Genomic DNA, 19,389 nt, shown 5'->3' with positions numbered 1-19,389 from the left:
TCGGTTCAGCATTTTATCTTTCATAAGAGGCCCCTGTTCCACTAACGGAACAGGGGCCTCTTATATTACTCCAACATGTTATATCCAGCGAATAAGGGCAATGATGGCTAGATGAGCCGGATAGAAATAACGCCATATCCAGCGCGGCCCCTGCAAGCGAAAGCCTGCACCATAATATTGCGCAATGGCGATTCCTACGGTAGCAATAACACTATACATCTGCACAGAACTGCTATACAGCATAATATAGGCTGCCGTTAATAGGAAATGCCCGACAACCAGGATCGCACCTTGGAAGTACCGGAATAACAGCACGAGAAGTAACCCGTACATCCCATAATCCATATGTGTGATTTCCATAATCCATCCTGCACCTATTACAATCGGAATGCCTAACCAGCGAACGGGTAAACGATCCAGCGCCAGTACTACCAGCAGTCCGGACAATAACGTCCATACAACATTCAGTGAGAAGTGGTTAAATGCCGCCATAAAAGGAATCTGTGAGATGACCGCAATCCAGAATAAGCGCATAATATATTTCTTCATGTTACGTGTGTGCTTATAGCCAACGTAAACGGCAAAAGCATAGATTGGAAACGCGATACGTCCAATGATTCGCAGTTCCTCCACTTGTGGATAAAAAACAGCACCTATATGATCAATCAGCATCGTTATCATGGCAATCCACTGCATCATGGTTATGAAGACCTCCCCTGTTCCTCGTGGTGCACTGACACAAGCACATTCCTAATTTTTTTATACATCAAGATCATAATACAGGAATTGGGTGTCCAGTACATAACCTTCTGACTCATACAACGCCTGAGCCTGCTTATTACCGACCGCGGTGGATAGAGACAATGCACCCACACCTCTTTCCTCAGCAAGCGCTCTGGACGCCTGCAATAGTTTGCGGGCAATCCCTTGCTGACGATATTCTGGGTGAACGTACAGATCATTCAGTATCCAATTGGAGCGCATAGATAGTGAACTGAACGTTGGATACAACTGTACAAATCCCGTCATGGCTTGGTCAATTCTATGTTCCTTACCGTTCATTGATTCAAGCACTTCCGATCCCGTATTTCTTTCAGCTACTAAAATTATTGATTCATTACGCTGCATTCGATTCGTTATGTATTGTACGGCTCCTTCTAGATCTGAAGGTTCATTGTAGAAGATACGATATTGATTAAATAACTCACTCACATGTTCAACATCAGCAAGCTCAGCGATTCTAATCTGGTCTGTCATCTCGTTTCTCTCCTTATCTCTTCCTCTTAATCAATGTCCTCTTATTATATAGGTTATCTCAAAATTCCACATTCATCATTTGCACTAAAGTTTGCAATCTTTTTGACTTTTCCACAAATGCAAGAATATTTAAGGTCAGGCGTCACAAACTACAGGAAGATGACAAGTCATCATATAGACTGGCGAATCAAGGAGGAAACATGGAATGGAAACAGGCAGCACGCTTGAACAGGTGAAGACCCGTCTCTTGGGCGCTACGGATATTGTCTATCAGCCCTTTCAGATTGGTACGATTCATTGTGAGCTCATCTACATCCAATCCATTGTAGATACCGCCACGATGAGAGAAGCCATCGTTAAACCCTTGCTAGAAGAAGCATCACGCGACGAAATAGACCCTATGCTTACAGCGCGAATTGTTAGTGGCTCTTTTTTCACACTGGACTCACAGCTCACAGAATCATCTGAACAACTGGTGAGTGACATCGTCTCTGGTAATGCCGTTCTTCATTTTGAAGGATTGGCCAATTGGATTGTGTTCTCGATTCAAGATTATCAGAAACGTTCTATACCCGAATCCACGAACGAGGTAGTTGTGGTTGGCCCTCAAGAGGCATTCATTGAAGATATTCATGCGAATATGTCTCTACTTCGGCACAAAATTAAACACCCTGACTTCAAAATGATCCAATTCACAATCGGCAAATATACCAAAACCGTTGTATATGTCGTGTACATTGAAGGGTTATGCAAACCGGATATTCTAGAAAACGTGTTGAACAGTTTGAATGAAATTGATATGGATAGCAGCTTAGGCGTCAGCTATTTATCGGAGTTTCTGGAGGATCATCCGCTGTCACCATTTCCCCAGTACCAATATACCGAGCGGCCAGATTCCGTCGCAGCTGCACTCGTTGAGGGGCGTATTGGCGTCATGCAGGATGGCACGCCATTCTCAATACTTATTCCCGTCACCTTCTTCTCGTTAATGCAATCTTCTGAAGACTACTATCAACGGTTTCATTCTGCTTCTTTCATTCGGATCATTCGTCTGCTATTTGCCTTTTTTGCGTTTTTGTTACCTTCGGTCTATGTGGCAGTCACCACCTTTCATCCAGAAATCATCCCAACGAATCTGCTAATTACGATCGCCTCCGCCAGGGAGAACATTCCTTTTCCTGCATTGGTTGAAGCCTTCATTATGGAAATCACCTTTGAGGGGCTGCGTGAAGCAGGGATACGTATTCCGAAGCCGTTAGGGCAAACCGTGTCCATTATTGGCGGTATTGTCATCGGTCAGGCGGCTGTGCAGGCAGGTATTGTCTCTGCCCCGCTTGTGATTGTCGTTTCCATTACTGGTATTGCCGCCTTTATCATTCCACATTTTGAATTAGGATTGGCATTCCGGCTTCTTCGATTTCCTGTGTTACTCGTCGGTGGAACACTTGGTCTGTTTGGCGTAGTCATTTCGATCTATCTAATTTACTGGTATATGGTAAGTCTGCGCTCCTTCGGAGTTCCATATATGCAACCTTTTGCGCCGCTTGTCCTTCGTGATATCAAGGATACGTTCATTCGGGTGCCCTGGTTCCTTATGAAAAAACGAACCAAAGCATATGCAGCGGATAATGAAACGAGGCAAGATACGCCATGAGCCTTCGCTATATTTTGCCTAAACTAGCTCTATTCGTGACATGCTGCCTCTTCTGTGGTGGCTGCTGGTCTAAAGTCGAAATTAACGAGCGCACATTTATCACTGCCATGTATGTTGACAAGACCGATACGCCTGGAGAAGTTGAGGTTTCATTAACAATGCCGCTTCCAAACCGGCTATCACCAGATCGAGGAGGATCGAGCAAGGAGCCGTATGCCGTAGTATCTGCGGTAGCCCCTACAATTGCCGATGCGTTAGAACGAATCCAGACAGATCTCACGAGAAGAATCTCCTGGGGACATACACGTGTTGTTGTCTTCGGACAAGCATATGCCCGAGCAGGGATCGACGATACGATGGAATGGATTGCAAGAGAGCCACTATTTCACCTGAGCAGCTACGTCATGGTCGCTGAGGGTAAAGCGAAGGATGTATCCGACTTAACTCCGGTCTTTGAGGAAACCCCGAGTGATGTACTACGCGAATTCTCCACCGAGGAAAATTTGTTAAAGACCCAGACGCTAAACGTTTATGCTTCTGACAAAATGAATCAAGGCTTCGCTGCATCACTTCTGCAAGCCAAACAATTACCTATGGTAAGCGAAGAAGGGGCGAAGAAAAAGTGGGTTAGTCAGATTGGCGGAGCTATTTTCAAACAAATGCGTATGGTGGGGACTCTTTCAGATGATGAGGCGCGCGCTGTGGCTTGGGCTGGTCGCAAACTAGATTCAATGTCGATCTCCATCCAGACGGACAGAGTAAAGGCCAGCATGACTCTCTTCGATATGGACTCAGACATTCGTGTCAGACTAGTCGATGGTGAGCCCTTCTTCGACATTAATCTAACGGGTAAGGGTGAGCTTAATTCCGTCATCCCAATATTGAAAGCCAAAGACGTCGGAAGTGTGCAGGAAATGCAAGTGGAGGCGAGTAAAAAAATCGACGAACACCTAAAACAAGCCATTGTTACCGCACAGCAGAAAGAAGCGGATATTTTGAATCTAGGATACCGCTTGGAATGGAAGTATCCCAAGATCTGGTCTAAGCTTCGTCCTCAATGGACTACGTATGTGAAGAAAAATTTGCAATTTCGCGTTAATACACAGATTAACATTCAGTTTGTTGGATCAGAGTCCAGCTATTGATCTAAACGAAGCGTAATGACATGTGCTGAAGGAGGAACATCATGATCGCTGTTTTGTTGTTCGCTGGGCTCTATCTATCTGACTACGCATCCGTGAAAACGAGTAAAAAGACAATTAGGCGCAGTTACTTCATCTTACTCGGGCTGTTTATCGTGTGGAATACACTCGCGGTGAGCTGGTCAGCCTGGCCCAATCCCAATGATATCATTCAACTGATCTTTGGCTGGATTGATCCTTTGATTCATTAAGAACAGGAGGTACCAATTATCTATGAATCATCTAACAGCTGGGCAAGCTTATCGCTTCATGTTTGTATATCTATACTCTGAACCCATTGCTTTCCTCCTACAACGATTATTCAAGATGAGCGGTTATCAGGGCTGGTTATCCACGATTGGTGGCTTTTTGATCAGCCTCATTTTCTTATTTTTTACATATAGACTCGGAGCCCTTAATCCGGATCGACCTTGGCTGAGCTTTGGAGAAGACATTGTTGGCAAATGGGTACATCTCTTTTTCGTTGGGATGATCGCCTTGTTGTGTTTGTATTTAGTGACGATTGATGTAGAGAATTTCATTATTTTTCTGCAATCGATGTACTTACCTGAGACTCCCATTTGGGTTACCGCAACACTTACTTTGTTATGTGTCAGCTTATCAGCGCGCTCAGGCATAGTGACTATTATTTTCATGGCAGAAGGTATCTTTTTGGTGCAAGTTCTCACATCCACTCTGCTGATCCCAACCGTAGGCAGTGGTGGCAATCCAGATGTACTTCTGGCTCTGACAACACATCATGATCTAGGCGAGATTGTCATGGGTTCTTTTTCTACCCTGCCCTGGTTTTCCGAGTGGATGATGTTTCTGTTTCTCGCTCCGACTGTTGCGTTTAGACGCCCCTTACTGAGGAGTATGATATTCGCGGGAATTACCGTTATTCTGTTTGTTGTTTTTTTCTGGATCTACACACTCATGAACTTTGGTCCTTATGTAGCAGCGAGCCTCCGTTATCCTTTACTTGAGATGATTAGGTTTGCTCGATACGGCGACTTTCTTGATAATCTAGATCCCGTACTGATTGCGATCTGGTCAACCACAATGTTTACACGAAGTTCTTTTTTGTTATATGTCGCCTCTGTGTGTCTGTCCAAAATTAGTGGTGTTAGACAACAAAAGTCGGTTGTGTACTTAATTGGTGGAACAGCCGCTGCCATTGTGATGCAATACGCCAAAGATGTAACTGCATACGAGCTAGCTACACGCTCTTACGCTGTGCCGATGTATACCTTGCTCATCGAATCTATGCCTATACTGTACGTTATTGTTCACTGGCTCCGATATGGTAAACATCGAAAACTTCAACCCTCTTCCACATCATCATCATGACTTTTCTGCCGCTGAAGCTCATTGTGAATAACGGAACAACTGCTGTCCATCTCTTTACAAAATTACTTGTTTGGCATATAGTTGTTGTAACAACTATTTATGTACAGTGTGTTTTCATCCTTGTTGAAAGTGAGGTTCTCATTAAATATGGATTATTCATTGGAGCAATCCGTAGGTTTCATGTTAGGTTTGACGCATCGCAAAGCAGTTGCACTGCTCGCGACCAAATTCAAACCGTACGACATCACAACAGAGCAGTTCTCTGTTCTGTTCAATATTGGTAAAGGCGAAGGTGTGAATCAGAAGGAAGTCGCCTTGCGTGTGTTTAAGGACCAGCCAACGACTGCCCGTATCATTGATCTTCTGGAGAAGAAGGGATGGGTAGAACGTCAGACAAGTGAACAAGATCGCAGAGCTTACCTACTGTATCTGACAACTGAGGGTCGAACTATGCTGGACAACCTCGTCCCCATCGAAAGAGAAATGAATAAAGAACTTGCTGAAGGTATACCTGAAGACCAGATGGAAGCATTTAAGCATACTCTTTCCCTCATTAATCACAACCTTTAGAGAAAAGAACATCAGGGGGAATTTTGTTATATGAATACACAATCTACACAAGTGAAATTATGGACAACCGATTTTATATTATTAATGCTATGTAATTTTTTGCTGTTTCTGCAGCTGCATATGATCGTCTCTCCACTGCCCGCTTATGTGCAGGATCGTTTTCATGCCAATGCATTCGAGGTCAGTTTGTTCACCTGTCTCTTTGCACTTAGTGCCATTGCTGCAAGACTGTACTCTGCCAAGGCTTTAGAGAAAGGTCTACGGAACACGATGATCTATGTGGGTCTGTCCATCGCTCTATTAGCTACACTGGGCTACTACTTTGCTGCAGGCATTGTAGTTCTGCTATTGCTACGTATGCTATTTGGTGTGGGATTTGGTATGAGCAGTACTGCTTTCCCAACAATGGCATCTGATATTGTTCCGGTTAAACGGATGGGTGAAGGAATGGGCTATTTCGGCTTATCCACAAGTCTTGCCATGTCCATGGGTCCCATTATCGGGGTCACATTGCTGCAAGGCCAAGGATTCGTTACGTTAATGTTATGTACAGCAGGTGTAATTGCTGTCATTTACCCGCTGAGTTATTCGTTAACACGGAAAAAGGCATCTCAGCACGACCAAGTGACACACATAGGAGCAGGAGCAGTTCCTACGTCAGCTGCAAAAGGTGAAAAGATCCCTTTCAATCGTAAATTGATTTTGCCAAGTGTGCTGAATGGCTTATTATCCATCACATATGGGGGACTTGTTGGTTTTATTGTGTTATACGGTAAGGAAGCTAACCTCTCTAATCCCGCACTGTTCTTCCTATTTAATGCAATTGCAGTTCTGCTGGTCAGACCCTTTGCTGGGCGTCTTTATGATCAAAAAGGACCCAAAGCGCTGCTGATTCCTGGAGCGATATTCATCGCGATTGGGTTAATTATTCTTTCGTATGCAACCTCTATGCTGGTGTTATTTATAGCAGCATTTATTTACGGTGTTGGCTATGGCTCCATGCAGTCTTCTCTGCAAACCTGGATGATTCAGATTGTAGCGCCTTCTCAGCGCGGAATGGCCAATGGCATGTTTTTGAATAGTCTTGATTTAGGTATCGCAACTGGTGCTCTATTGCTTGGTGGTATTGCATCCCTCACAAGTTACACGGATATGTATCGCTATTCGGTCATGTTCATGATTGTGTTCCTGCTCATCTATTTAGTTCAAGGCAAGAGAAGTGGCGGCTTCACGATAACCCCTCATCCTCTGCTAGAGCACACCCATATTAGTCCAGACAAGGAGCAATCCTCTAACCAAACTAAACCTTCTAATGATAGCAATCAACATTAATTTTACATCCTAGAAATCAACAAAAAATGCGTTGTCACATGAGTACATCGGTCGTATCTCATGCGCAACGCATTTTTGCTTTGTGTCTGTGCGTAAGCAACATTCTCTTTAGAATGGGCTTCTTCTTTTTCCTAATTTCGGCAGCACTCGTCCCGTCTCTTTCACGTTCTCTTCTTCTTCATCTTCTTGCTTACCGTCTTCTGTTCCGGTATTACTTTTCTCAGGTTTCACCGCAAAGAGTGTAAGCAAACCACCAATTGCCCCTGTCGCAGCAAGTACGCCGAAGATTAAGAGATGAGCACGTCCAATTAACAAGGATATGACAGGTGGCCCCAAGGACACTCCGATAAAGCGCATACTACTGAATAAAGCAGTGATCGTGCCTCGTTGCTTCTTATCCACACCTTCGGTTATTAATGCATCAAGACATGGCAACGTTGCACCGATTCCTGCACTGCCTAAGGTAAATAAACCTACGACAGCATATATATTGTCCCATAGCCCCATAACAACCAGTGAGGCAGTCAAAATCACTAAACCCGAGAATCCAATCCATTTCATACGGGTTTTGCTCTTGCCAATCCACTTTCCTGCCAGGAACGAAGCCAGGCATAGCGCTGCTAATGGAATAGCTAACACAAGCCCTTTTAGCACACCCTTTAGCTTGAACTCCGTTTCCAAGGTCTCAGACAAATAAAAAAGCACACCAAAAATAACAAACATGCAGATTCCACCGATGGCAAACAGCGCATAGAGCCAACGACCTTTTTGCTTGAGCACGTTCCGTATAGAAGCGATGAATTCCGAGAACGTAGGAGGTTTTTCTTTTTTCTTAGGTGTTTTCACCAAGAAGATAACCAGCAACAGTGAAATGAGACATAATACAGGGATTGCCATAAACGGTAAATACCATAACCAGACAGCCAGAGCTGCACCAAGGATAGGACTTAATACTTTACCGAAGGTATTGGATGTTTCAATGATGCCTAAGCTCTTGCTGACTTCATTTTCATCGCTAAACATATCACCCACAAGCGGAATGACGATGGGGAATGCACCTGCAGCACCTATACCTTGCAATAGCCTGCCTCCGAGTATCACCCAGTAAGCGGCATCTCCGTTCATTAACCATGCGGCACCACCCGCCACCGCACCTCCAGCAGCCGCGATGATCAAGCTGGGAATAATAACAACCTTACGCCCAAACCGATCAGATAAATATCCGGCAATCGGGATCAGGAGGATAGCAACAATGGCGTACACGGTAATCAACATACTGACTTTGAAGGACGACACCTTTAATTCACGCTCTATCTGAGGAAGAATCGGAATTAACATGGAGTTTCCCAAGGTCATAATTACCGGAATAGAAGCAAGTGCGACAAGATCCCACTTTTTATCACTCATACCTCAACCACCTTTAAAGGGATCAGGAATATCAATGTTATTGTGGGTCATTGTGCAGATGTTTATTCGGGATATGTAAAAAGTTCGTTGAATTACATAGAGCAACACTTCATGAACCTTTACACGATGCGACTAATTCCGTTCTCTCCATTCCTTGAGCAGACTCAACGTCCTGTGTTGATACTTCTGTGCATCTTCATGCTGATTGACCTGATGCTCATGAACATAGGCATTAAAATAAGCTGACACTAGGCGGTAAATAAACCGCCGTAACTGTCCTTCTTCAGACATATCAAGCGAGCGTCCATAACCTTCATGAAAGTCGATTGATTCAGTCGATAAGATCGCCTCGAACTCACGATCAGCAAACATGGAGCGATCTCCGTCAATAATGGCCGCAATACTTAGCTGTCCCTGTTGCTCATGGATTAACACATTAGCTTCCCATAAGTCATTATGAACTAAAACTGGCTCCGTCACCTGGTCTAAGACAAGTTGATTAACTTCTAGAATCGCTAAGATTTCTTCGCCTACTCCAGCCATATACTGTGCCTGTGCTGCCTTAGCTGCTGTCTCCGCTGCATAGGCTGTTAACACCTCCGACCAACGTGTAGACCCCTTTATCGTTCCATCTGCTTGTGGCCATCCAAATGTATCTGCCTGAATGGTATGCATTGTAGCGGTATATGCGCCTAATTGGCGATAAAGTTCTTTTTTGTCTTTTGCTAACAACGAAGAATCATTTAACTGCTGACTAGGGATAAATCCCATGAACATATACGTTCTTGGTATTTTCATCCCGCTAGAGTCACAGGCAATAACCGATGCACATGGAATGCCTTGCTCGCGATAATACTCATAGATGATCGGTTCAGATGCCATCATGGTACGTTCAAATGAAAATAAAGGATCAAGGAGTGAATGTTCACTGCCATCTCCTTGTACTCGCTCAGGTGCTAATCTTAAAATGACATCCGGGTACTTAGGATGATCGAGCTCTATACGATAAGTGGTGTTAAACAAACCACCTTGTAACAGACCGTATTGCTTTACATGAGTATTTGCACCAAATGTATGTTCTACTAAGGTGTACAGCATTTCTGGCGTAATAGGTTGATGTAATTTGGAGTGAATGGAGTCCATATAGCTTAATCCCCTAACTGTAATGATATGTTGAAGCTATTTAGAGAAAACGGATAACAACAGCAAGAGAAAAACGGCACCTTTCGGCACCGTCCTTCTTCTCTATTCTATCTTCATTTAGACGATTAGAACATTACAATTGAATGGAGATTTGTTTTGCATCAGATGCTGGCGTAACAACTACACCATGCTCACCAGAAACGTAGGAGCCACCTTCAACACTGGATACACTACCAAGACCACGAAGTACAAGACTCCAAGGTTTGCCCGCACCTTCTGCGGTAACTTCTAGAACCGAACCATTACGTGATACTTGAACAGCAAGCTCCTGCTCAGCGCCTTGATTCACGACTACCGCTTGAGCTTGCTGACCATCAGCTAATTCGAACAAGTGCAAGGAAACATCTTGAGCGAAGTCATAGTCTGGTTTGCCATCAACTGCACCTACAGCGATAAGACTGTTCGGCTTAATCATCATAGGCAGTGTTTTGAAGTCATGGTTCTCGCTAACCCAACGTCCACCCTCTACCTTGGTTCCTGTCAGATAGTTCGTCCATGTGCCTTCTGGTAGGTAATATGTTACATCGCCTTCTTTATTGAAGATTGGTGCGACCAGAATAGAATCACCAAACATGTATTGCGTATCAATTGTTGCACATGTTGGATCTTCAGGGAACTCCAGCACCATTGCACGCATCATTGGCAATCCCCGAACAGTCGATTCCACTGCAGAATTGAACAGATATGGCATCAAGCTAAGTTTAAGCTTCGTGAAGTCACGCACCACATCAACAGCTTCTTCATCGAACAACCAAGGTACACGATAGGATTCATTACCATGGAGACGGCTGTGGGATGAGAGTAGACCGAATTGTACCCAGCGTTTGTATACGTCTGGTTCTGCTGTTTTCTCGAATCCACTAATATCGTGGCTCCAGAAGCCGAAGCCTGACAGACCAAGGGATAATCCACCGCGCAGTGATTCTGCCATCGATGAGTAGTTGGAAGAACAATCGCCGCCCCAGTGTACAGGGAACTGTTGGCCACCAACGGTTGCAGAGCGTGCAAACAATGCCGCTTCGTTCTTGCCCAGGTTCTCTTCCAATACTTCAAACACAGCTTTGTTGTATAGGAACGTATAATAGTTGTGCATTTTCACCGGATCGGAACCATCGTAATAGACCACATCCGTTGGAATTCTTTCGCCAAAGTCCGTTTTGAAGCAATCTACACCTTGCTCAATCAATGTTTTCAATTTACCTTTATACCAATCGGTAGCTTCTGGATTCGTGAAATCTACGAGACCCATACCCGCTTGCCATTTATCCCATTGCCATACGCTTCCGTCTGCTGTTTTGACTAGATAACCCTTCTCCATACCTTCATCAAACAAAATGGATTTCTCAGCAATGTAAGGGTTAATCCATGCACAGATTTTGAGACCTTTGTCTTTCAAACGACTAAGCATACCTACTGGGTCTGGGAACATATCCTCATCCCATTCAAAATCACACCATTGGTATTCTTTCATCCAGAAGCAGTCAAAGTGGAATACGGAAAGTGGCAGATCACGTTCAGCCATGCCATCTACAAAATGATTAACCGTTGCTTCATCATAGTCTGTTGTGAATGAAGTTGTCAGCCACAAACCGAACGTCCATGCCGGTGGCAATGCCGGTTTGCCAGTGAGCTTCGTATAGTTGTCCAGAACTTCCTTCGGATTGTTACCACCGATAATGAAGTATTCCAGGGACTCGCCCTCTACGCTAAACTGTACTTTAGATACATTCTCGGAAGCAATCTCATAAGATACCTTCTCTGGGTGGTTTACGAACACACCGTATCCTTTGTTGGACAGGTAGAATGGAATATTTTTGTACGCTTGTTCACTACTTGTACCACCATCTTCATTCCAGATATCCACGACTTGACCATTTTTCACAAACGGCGTAAAGCGCTCACCCAAGCCATATACATATTCCCCAACTCCAAGCTCAAGCTGCTCGCGGAAGAATGCGCCTTCAGTCGCAGACTCAATGTATGCTGGGCCTCTCCAGCCACTGCCTGTCAAACGTTTCTCATTATAGTGGAAACCGATGTCCCAACCACTTGCTTTGTTAACGGTTACACGTAAGTTGCCACTTTGCAACTCTGCACCGTTCTCATCACGAGTGATCTTTACATCCGTATTTAATGTGTTCAGAGCAAATTCGGGACCAGGATTCACTTTGCCTTTGTGATGGTTCAGTTGTACCCGGATCACATCTGGCATCGGTGAGCTGTACGTTGCTTTGAGCAATGTGCCGTTCAACGTATCTCCCTTGCGTTCAATGCGTTTCGTTGCTGCATATACTGTAAAGGAATCACCTTTTTGTACGATATCTCGAATATCCGCAGGATTTTGTACATGATATCCTTCGCGGGTTTGCCAATAGCCGTCCGTAAATTTCATCTTTGATTACCCCCTTCGGTTATACTATAATAATATTGATATTAATCATGAATTTCTTCTCTTATTTTGACCAAATATATCACGATTTTGATATTTCTGAACGTTTTCTCGATAAATAACACCAATCAATGGAAACGATTACATTAGCATCAATTTCATTTACATTTAATTGCCTCATTAATAATGATCATTGAAGGAGTCACATCATGGAACGCGAACGTTTACGAGAGGATCGGGTACACGGAGATGCCATGTATCCTGTTAGTGTATATCCGGATATTCAACAGTTGGACGGTGATATCATTCTTGATTGCCACTGGCATGACGAGATGGAGTTTACTATGGTTACACAGGGAAGTGCGGTCTTTCAGATTGATATGAACACCGTTGAGGTACAGGCTGGGGAAGCCATTTTTGTTAACCGCGGAGAAATTCACGTTGGTTATTTGAAGGGTACTACTCCTTGCGTCTTTTCTTCCATTGTGTTTAGCGCTGAACTGCTAGGGAGTCGCACTTTTGATACGATTCAAGAAAAGTTTATTCATCCGCTCGTTCACAAGACACTCGTGCCTCCCAACCACATCAAGCCTAGCGATGCTTGGGGACAAGAAATCCTGCTGTATTTACAACGCATATTTGCCGAACACGCAACGAGCTCAGAGACATGTGAAATGACCACCAAAGCATATTTGTATCTTATATTTGCACAGATGTTCGAGCACATGCTTCCAGCTACTACTAATGGTACTCTTCCTACAGGCAGCCATGATAAAATGGAACGCTTGAAGTCGGTGCTATCGTACATTCATCAACATTATCCAGAAGCATTAAGGCTGAAGGAATTAGCAGATGAGGCAAACATGAGTGAAGGCCACTTTTGCCGATTCTTCAAACAGATGGTGCAAAAAAGTCCTGTCGATTACATTAATTATTACAGAGTGCAACAGGCCTGCTACCTGCTGGAGAATACCGATCATAAAATCGTAGACATTGCGATGGACGTTGGCTTTGAGCACCTAAGCTACTTTATTACCACGTTCAAGAAACATAAGAGCACCACCCCATCACAGTATCGAAAAATGTTCTATGAGAAAGTTGACGTAGAGCCCATGCTAATCTGATCGTCATTACTTAGCCTGCGGGTACATGGTAACATATTAGCTCATACACATGGATCCCGGCATGTTCGCTAAAATTCATTCAAAAGCTCTTGATTCAAGCATCTCACAGCCTTCCCTAAGTCAAAAAAGATGTCAGCAACAGGAATCGTCGCGACATCTTTGGGAAGGGTGTTTTCTTTTTTCTACATTAAAATTAGAAGCTTATACTCACTAGTTCTTTAGAGTTTTCCAAGACGTGTACTCATGAATTGAGAATCCGTTAAAGGATGAATGTACTTTTGCCATATTCTCCACCAGCTTAAGCTGAGACTCCATGTACTCCGAACCCTCTTCATAGAAGGTAATAAAGTCGCCCTCTTTACTTTGCTTCGTCTCTATAGCGATGGATATCTTCTTGCCTTGTTGTGCTGCATCGATAAGTTCATCCTTCGCCACATTATAAATTGCGGTTGCTGTATCCCGGTAGGCCATGATTGTGATTGAATCATATTTCTGAATCATCCAATTGCTAACCGCCTGCGTCGAACCAGGAACTTTGTAATTATCCAGCCAGAACGGCAGATCTGCCCCAACCGGCATCTTCATCTGTTTAGCACGATCCATAATGTACTGCACATTTCCCATCCATTGCGCAATAACACTCGCTTGATTCGTTTTCCACTGTGGATGCACATGGGGTTCAATGTCCAAATGAATGCCAGCAAACTTCTCATTTGGTTGTACCTGATTTTGATACGCCTCAATCCAGTTCAGAAAATCAGCGATTTGTCCTCTACTTTCGGTCAATCCCCATGCAGATCTGCCATCCATCACATCCACTGCAATATGATTCGCTCTAGCCTCGCGAATAAAGCTTGTATAATAAGGAATTTTCACATCCCGATTCAATTGCAGGTAAATTGTATTCACCTTTTTTTCTTTGGCAAATTTCAGCACTTCTTGTGGACGACTTTGAATCTGCGTAGTATCCCAAACCCATGTAGCTCGGATAGGCTGTTCAATCGCACCGTGAATGCTCTCATAACTTTCAACTGAACCCTCTGCAATTGTTCTCGAAGAAAACGTAACACCAGCGACGAGGATTAGACAACTAACAAGTTTGATAAAATGGTATTTGGACTTCTGTTGCATATTCGTACACTCCCTCAAATGTTATATCTCTCTGACCTTTAGCACCCGGCAAAAAACTGTCGTAATTTAAGCATTTTGACGTATTTACCAAATGCTTTCTCTAGTGAATTGCTTCTATATGCAACGTCATCTATAAGACTTACGACGAAAGAATCATATAACATTATTTCGGGTATTCACACTTCTGTATTTATAGTTCTAAAGTCTCAATTAACGATAATTTTTCTTATTTAGCGAATTAACACACAAGACTTCAGTCATTATGAACATATAAAACCTACAGACAGAAGACCTAGGAAGCGTTTTCTTGCTAGTTTGTTCAAATTGCATCGCTCACTATATCCCTCTGTGTGGTTCTGCAACAAGCTTCTGCTAGGCTACGTCCGACGGATTATTTCGCTGCTTCCGGTGGTTCACTCTGCTTTTTAGACAATTTTCAGACAATCGCTCCGTTTCATCTTCGCCTTTAAGCACAAAATTCAATATGTTTTGCTCAGTTAAAAGCACAAAAAAAGCCATCTAGATCCGCTCTAGATGGCTTGCTCATTTATCGTCAATTGCATTTCAATTCCAATGTGACGTTGTAATGATACATTAAACTACTTACGAACCAGCCGGGGCAGCATTCACGTTCTCTGTTGTCTCATCAAACAAAGAAACCAGCTCGATCCCTTCTGCGGAGATCCGTACCAACCCCTTATCAGATAACCGCAGTTCTGGAATGACAACCAATGCCAGCAATGATAAGGTCATAAATGCATTATTCAGTGTACAGCCAACCGATTGCAACGCTTCGCTAACGGCGGCGGATTGAACAGCCACCTCTTCAAAGGACTCCGTTGACATCAATCCGGCAATCCGTAACGGGAACTCCGTCACTCCTGAACCTGTTACTACTGCAACGCCACCTTGCATGCGAATGACCCGGTTACCTGCTTCAGCCATCAAAGCATCATCATTACCGATGATCAATAGATTATGGCTATCATGAGCTACCGTCATTGCGATGGCCGCTGGTGCCGTGAAGCCAATACCTCCAACTAAAGCTACAGCCCGGTTCCCGGTTTGTTTGTGGCGCTCCAGCACTGCAATTTTACATACATCACCTGTTGTAGATACGACAACCCGACCATCCTGTACAGCAACAGGATGGTGTTTTTCCTTCGTATCCACATGATTCTCCGTTACATGGATAATCTTAGCCCCAATCGTGCCTTCTTCAATCGGCGCAGCAAGTTCCATCTGCTCAGGCGTAATGGTAGGTTCCAATTTTACCGTATTCAATGCCTCTTCAGGATAGATGAAATTGTCCCATACGGCAGTCATCTGACCATTCTCTGCCACGACTTGCCCAGCCGCAATCGTCATACCAACACGCACATCCGCGAGTCGCCCATCCAGCAAAATAATATCAGCCATATTACCCGGGATGATTGCGCCAATATCCCGAGCCACACCAAACCGCTCAGCCGTATTAATGGTTGCCATCTGAAACGCTGTTACCGGCTTCACGCCCTGTGAAATCGCGAGACGCACGACAAAATCCATATGTCCTTCCTTCAACAACGACTCTGAACTGCGGTCATCCGTAACCAGCATCATCCGGCGTGTATCCAAGCCGAGCTCCGTGCAAGCCTTGATCGTCTCAGCTACGTCATGCCAAGCTGATCCTTGACGCATTTTGGCATACATGCCTAGTCGCAGACGTTCAACCACATCTTCCTTCGTCACACATTCATGATCTCCAGTTACTCCACTAGCCGCATAGGCTGGCAACCGCCAGTCATCTGCTGCCCAGGTAAAGTGTCCATCAGCTACTTTGCCTGCTCGAAGCGTAGCCTGAATCTCTCCAATCATCGTTTCATCACCATACACAACACCTGGAAAATTCATCACCTCTCCCAAGCCAATCATATCTGGCCCCCAAGAGAGAGCTTCAGCGACTTCCTCTGGACCAATGTGAGCGCCAGTCGTCTCTAGTCCTGGATGCGTGGAAGGAACACATGATGCAACCTGCATATAGGCAGCCATTGGTGTCGTCCGAGCTTCATCAAGCATCATTCTCAGACCTTGAAGTCCAAGGACATTGGAGATTTCATGAGGGTCAAAGAATCCACCCGTTGTACCAGACGGAAGCACGGCTCGTGCAAACTCTGTCACCTTCATCTGCGTACTTTCAATATGGCAGTGACCGTCCAGTAGTCCCGGAGCTATATACTTGCCTTTCGCCTCGATGATTCGAGTGTGTTCTCCGATCGTATGACTTACATCTTTGCCGACATATGCAATCCGTGCGCCCTGTACAGCTACAGACATACCTTCTAAAATTTCACCGGATATTACGTTGACTAGTGTCCCGCCACGTATGACCAATGTTGCTGGCAGATCCCCGCGTGCTGTCGCCACTAGATCAGGTACACAATCCGCCATTAGCGGTCGGTCAAAAGATGAGTTGTTCAATGTTGTTGCCTCCTCCTGAATTAAACGCTCCAAAAAAGTATATTGTTTCGATTATATGAGCCCGAACTCTAAGTGTAAAGAACATTTACACCAATTGTGTTTAAATCCAAATTCAGATGCTAAATTTATCCAAAGCATCCAAACCACCTAACTTTGCTCATCGATAATGTCAGAAAATATATACATCTTAATTCAGGTAATTTTCCCGTTATAGACGTCTTCCATACCGTTACGCAATAGCTTAAAGAGACTAGTAAAGATGAATGAACTCATGGTATCACGGCTCTGTTCAAGTCTTATGAGTTCCTGTTTGCATCTCGTATTATTACAATGTTCTCTCGTTAGATATTATATTAAATGGTAATAATGAGTTAGTTTTAAATAAAAAAACAATATTAATATAAGTATAAACATTAGGGAAATTAAAACCGATAAATCATCAGTACATCGTTAGACGAATTACATAATCACATTAGGAAAGGATGGATTTTGATTGAGATTTAAAAAATGCCTTAGTATGCTAACCGGGTTTACAATCGCATTAACCTTACTGGGAGGTGTATCTCACGCCGCCTCTCCTGATTTTGAGCAAGGATCTGGATACTCTATTGGCGGTTATGATCTTGAAGCAGTACAACCTACCAAATTCAACTGGACAGGGAAATCAAGATTCGATGCGGTTGATGGTAACTTTTTAGAGAAGTGGAGCATTCCTGGTTCGACCGCTGGATATCCTGCTGTTATCGGTAAAGATGGAACCATTTATACCATAACATCTTCTGGTCTTCGTGCGGTTTCGGCCAATGGCTCACCGTTATGGACATTCAAAGATGCTACCAATCAACCCATTATAGGTAAAGATGGGCTAATTTTTACTATCGGTGGAACGAACTTATACGCCATTAATCCAGATGGAACACTTAATTCAAAAATAGCCTACCCAGGTAGTGGATCAATAAGAGAGTATGCAATCAGCGGAAACAATGTCGCTTATTTAGGAACTGGAAATGGAACTTTACATGCATTCGATCTTACAAACAAAACATTGTTATGGTCCTATAAGGGTGTGATAGGTAACTATAATAGTCATCCAGCTATTGCACCTGACGGAACAGTATACATTGCGCATATGAACGGCGGACTATCATTAACTGCAATCAATCCTGATGGCACTCTCAAATGGAACAAAAAGCTGAATGGATCTGCCGCTAACCAAATATCGATGAAACGTGGCGCTCCCATACTTGATAAAGATGGAAATATATATGTTATGAGTACTGGTAACAATGCTACAATCTATTCAATAAGCCCTAGTGTGGATCTGAACTGGACTTTACAATTAGATAATGTAAATACCAACTCGGGTCTATTATTAGATGAAGCAAGAGAGACACTTTATGTTACTTCCAATAAACTAACCGCGGTTAATCTCGATGGATCAATTAAATGGACATCAGAGACAGTTGGAAATAATACTAGTAATGCTGTGATTGATAAAACTGGGATGATCTTTGTCCAACATAGTACTCTCGGCATTAGTGCTGTTACTCCTAACGGTCAGGTACATAGCTCATTTAGTAATAATTTTGGTTTAAGTGGTTTTATCTCCATTGCCGAAAATGGAGATTTGTTAGTGAACTCACTAAACACCCTTATGCTCATAACAGGAACTAATGATCTCCATGAGTCAGACTTCCCAATTGATAACGAGCAGCCTACAGACCCAGAGAGCCCAACGGATCCAGAAACACCAAACCCGGAGACACCTGACCCAGAAGAACCAAACCAACCAAACCCTGTAGGTGAGCGTGCTATTTTTGTCCTGACCTTAATTAACGGGACAGTTAAAGAATATGATCTCTCAATGGCCGAAGTACAAGAATTTATTAGATGGTACGAAAACAGAGCAATAGGTGCACCAATTACATTTGCCATTAATAAACACAACAATAATATTGGTCCGTTTAAGCAAAGACAAGATTACATTATTTACGACAAAATCATTACTTTCGAGGTAAATGAATACTAATATTTATGAGGGCTATCCCATAAGTCATTAAATGGCTTGGGACAGCCTATTTTTTTTTAATAAAGTAATCCAAACAAGAAGATGCAATTCATGTAGAACCCGACTTCTCTGAAATCGCCAATGGAATCTTATAAAACTAGGAAATCCCTAAACATGTGCGAAGACGCATTACGTTTTTGGGTTATAAACTATAGGCTGTTGGTTAGTGTCTGAACAATTCGTATCTACCTTATCAAAGTGCTTATTTGCATCAAAAAGCAAATGGGACAAAGCAGAGTAAACTTCTGCTTTGTCCCATTTTG

General features: G+C 43.5%; 15 protein-coding genes. 8 read left to right on the top strand and 7 right to left on the bottom strand.

What is annotated here, in order from left to right; translation table 11 throughout:
* Nucleotides 1–78: 78 nt before the first annotated feature.
* Together V6W81_RS10605 and V6W81_RS10600 are read right to left on the bottom strand one after the other, a co-directional pair.
* The gene (locus V6W81_RS10605; RefSeq protein ID WP_260866019.1) at nucleotides 79–699 is read right to left on the bottom strand and encodes a conjugal transfer protein TraX; all 621 of its coding nucleotides are present in this window, start codon (nucleotides 697–699) and stop codon (nucleotides 79–81) included.
* A gap of 60 nt (nucleotides 700–759) precedes the next feature.
* Nucleotides 760–1,257 carry a GNAT family N-acetyltransferase gene (locus tag V6W81_RS10600; protein ID WP_338543063.1) on the bottom strand — a complete coding sequence of 166 codons (498 nt, stop codon included), beginning with the start codon at nucleotides 1,255–1,257 and terminating at the stop codon, nucleotides 760–762.
* Nucleotides 1,258–1,462: 205 nt separating this feature from the next.
* Between V6W81_RS10600 and V6W81_RS10595 the strand changes: the two genes are divergently transcribed.
* From V6W81_RS10595 to V6W81_RS10570, 6 genes are all read left to right on the top strand, one after another.
* The gene (locus tag V6W81_RS10595) at nucleotides 1,463–2,911 is read left to right on the top strand and encodes a spore germination protein (RefSeq protein WP_338543061.1); all 1,449 of its coding nucleotides are present in this window, start codon (nucleotides 1,463–1,465) and stop codon (nucleotides 2,909–2,911) included.
* Entirely contained in the window at nucleotides 2,908–4,056 is a 1,149-nt protein-coding gene (locus V6W81_RS10590; RefSeq protein ID WP_338543059.1) for a Ger(x)C family spore germination protein, read from the top strand. Before V6W81_RS10595 ends, V6W81_RS10590 begins: the two co-directional genes overlap by 4 nt.
* A 41-nt stretch (nucleotides 4,057–4,097) precedes the next feature.
* Complete coding sequence (locus V6W81_RS10585; RefSeq protein WP_145046162.1) at nucleotides 4,098–4,304, top strand: hypothetical protein; 207 nt, start codon at nucleotides 4,098–4,100, stop codon at nucleotides 4,302–4,304.
* A 22-nt stretch (nucleotides 4,305–4,326) separates the two neighbouring features.
* Nucleotides 4,327–5,442 (top strand): GerAB/ArcD/ProY family transporter, encoded by a 1,116-nt coding sequence (locus V6W81_RS10580; protein WP_338543056.1) that lies wholly within the window; start codon nucleotides 4,327–4,329, stop codon nucleotides 5,440–5,442.
* A gap of 147 nt (nucleotides 5,443–5,589) precedes the next feature.
* Nucleotides 5,590–6,012 carry a MarR family winged helix-turn-helix transcriptional regulator gene (locus tag V6W81_RS10575; protein ID WP_056700415.1) on the top strand — a complete coding sequence of 141 codons (423 nt, stop codon included), beginning with the start codon at nucleotides 5,590–5,592 and terminating at the stop codon, nucleotides 6,010–6,012.
* A gap of 30 nt (nucleotides 6,013–6,042) precedes the next feature.
* A complete protein-coding gene (locus tag V6W81_RS10570; protein ID WP_338543055.1) occupies nucleotides 6,043–7,344 on the top strand; it encodes an MFS transporter in 1,302 nt (433 codons plus the stop codon).
* Between the two features lie 108 nt (nucleotides 7,345–7,452).
* Here the strand turns inward: V6W81_RS10570 and V6W81_RS10565 are convergent, their stop codons facing one another.
* From V6W81_RS10565 to yicI, 3 genes are all read right to left on the bottom strand, one after another.
* Nucleotides 7,453–8,751 carry an MFS transporter gene (locus V6W81_RS10565; RefSeq protein ID WP_338543054.1) on the bottom strand — a complete coding sequence of 433 codons (1,299 nt, stop codon included), beginning with the start codon at nucleotides 8,749–8,751 and terminating at the stop codon, nucleotides 7,453–7,455.
* Nucleotides 8,752–8,883: 132 nt separating this feature from the next.
* On the bottom strand, nucleotides 8,884–9,894 hold the full coding sequence (locus tag V6W81_RS10560; protein WP_338543053.1) for an aminoglycoside phosphotransferase family protein: 1,011 nt from the start codon (nucleotides 9,892–9,894) through the stop codon (nucleotides 8,884–8,886).
* 133 nt (nucleotides 9,895–10,027) lie between these two features.
* Complete coding sequence (gene yicI / locus V6W81_RS10555) at nucleotides 10,028–12,346, bottom strand: alpha-xylosidase (protein WP_338543052.1); 2,319 nt, start codon at nucleotides 12,344–12,346, stop codon at nucleotides 10,028–10,030.
* 206 nt (nucleotides 12,347–12,552) lie between these two features.
* Between yicI and V6W81_RS10550 the strand changes: the two genes are divergently transcribed.
* Nucleotides 12,553–13,467: an AraC family transcriptional regulator gene (locus V6W81_RS10550; protein WP_338543051.1), complete on the top strand. Its 915-nt coding sequence runs from the start codon at nucleotides 12,553–12,555 to the stop codon at nucleotides 13,465–13,467.
* A gap of 210 nt (nucleotides 13,468–13,677) precedes the next feature.
* Here the strand turns inward: V6W81_RS10550 and V6W81_RS10545 are convergent, their stop codons facing one another.
* Together V6W81_RS10545 and ade are read right to left on the bottom strand one after the other, a co-directional pair.
* The gene (locus V6W81_RS10545) at nucleotides 13,678–14,598 is read right to left on the bottom strand and encodes a hypothetical protein (protein WP_338543050.1); all 921 of its coding nucleotides are present in this window, start codon (nucleotides 14,596–14,598) and stop codon (nucleotides 13,678–13,680) included.
* 603 nt (nucleotides 14,599–15,201) lie between these two features.
* Entirely contained in the window at nucleotides 15,202–17,028 is a 1,827-nt protein-coding gene (gene ade, locus V6W81_RS10540; RefSeq protein ID WP_338543982.1) for an adenine deaminase, read from the bottom strand.
* A gap of 523 nt (nucleotides 17,029–17,551) precedes the next feature.
* Between ade and V6W81_RS10535 the strand changes: the two genes are divergently transcribed.
* On the top strand, nucleotides 17,552–19,087 hold the full coding sequence (locus V6W81_RS10535) for a PQQ-binding-like beta-propeller repeat protein (protein ID WP_145046147.1): 1,536 nt from the start codon (nucleotides 17,552–17,554) through the stop codon (nucleotides 19,085–19,087).
* Nucleotides 19,088–19,389 lie beyond the last annotated feature (302 nt).

The organism is Paenibacillus tundrae, from assembly GCF_036884255.1.
Lineage (GTDB): Bacteria > Bacillota > Bacilli > Paenibacillales > Paenibacillaceae > Paenibacillus.
Note: the sequence above shows the minus strand (reverse complement) of the source record. Positions and strands in the feature narration are given on the sequence as shown.

Bases quoted from the DNA above. Each gene is read 5' to 3' on its own strand.
- V6W81_RS10605 (WP_260866019.1), bottom strand. From the start codon at position 699: ATGATGCAGTGGATTGCCATGATAACGATGCTGATTGATCATATAGGT.
- V6W81_RS10600 (WP_338543063.1), bottom strand. From the start codon at position 1,257: ATGACAGACCAGATTAGAATCGCTGAGCTTGCTGATGTTGAACATGTG.
- V6W81_RS10595 (WP_338543061.1), top strand. From the start codon at position 1,463: ATGGAAACAGGCAGCACGCTTGAACAGGTGAAGACCCGTCTCTTGGGC.
- V6W81_RS10590 (WP_338543059.1), top strand. From the start codon at position 2,908: ATGAGCCTTCGCTATATTTTGCCTAAACTAGCTCTATTCGTGACATGC.
- V6W81_RS10585 (WP_145046162.1), top strand. From the start codon at position 4,098: ATGATCGCTGTTTTGTTGTTCGCTGGGCTCTATCTATCTGACTACGCA.
- V6W81_RS10580 (WP_338543056.1), top strand. From the start codon at position 4,327: ATGAATCATCTAACAGCTGGGCAAGCTTATCGCTTCATGTTTGTATAT.
- V6W81_RS10575 (WP_056700415.1), top strand. From the start codon at position 5,590: ATGGATTATTCATTGGAGCAATCCGTAGGTTTCATGTTAGGTTTGACG.
- V6W81_RS10570 (WP_338543055.1), top strand. From the start codon at position 6,043: ATGAATACACAATCTACACAAGTGAAATTATGGACAACCGATTTTATA.
- V6W81_RS10565 (WP_338543054.1), bottom strand. From the start codon at position 8,751: ATGAGTGATAAAAAGTGGGATCTTGTCGCACTTGCTTCTATTCCGGTA.
- V6W81_RS10560 (WP_338543053.1), bottom strand. From the start codon at position 9,894: ATGGACTCCATTCACTCCAAATTACATCAACCTATTACGCCAGAAATG.
- yicI (WP_338543052.1), bottom strand. From the start codon at position 12,346: ATGAAATTTACGGACGGCTATTGGCAAACCCGCGAAGGATATCATGTA.
- V6W81_RS10550 (WP_338543051.1), top strand. From the start codon at position 12,553: ATGGAACGCGAACGTTTACGAGAGGATCGGGTACACGGAGATGCCATG.
- V6W81_RS10545 (WP_338543050.1), bottom strand. From the start codon at position 14,598: ATGCAACAGAAGTCCAAATACCATTTTATCAAACTTGTTAGTTGTCTA.
- ade (WP_338543982.1), bottom strand. From the start codon at position 17,028: ATGGCGGATTGTGTACCTGATCTAGTGGCGACAGCACGCGGGGATCTG.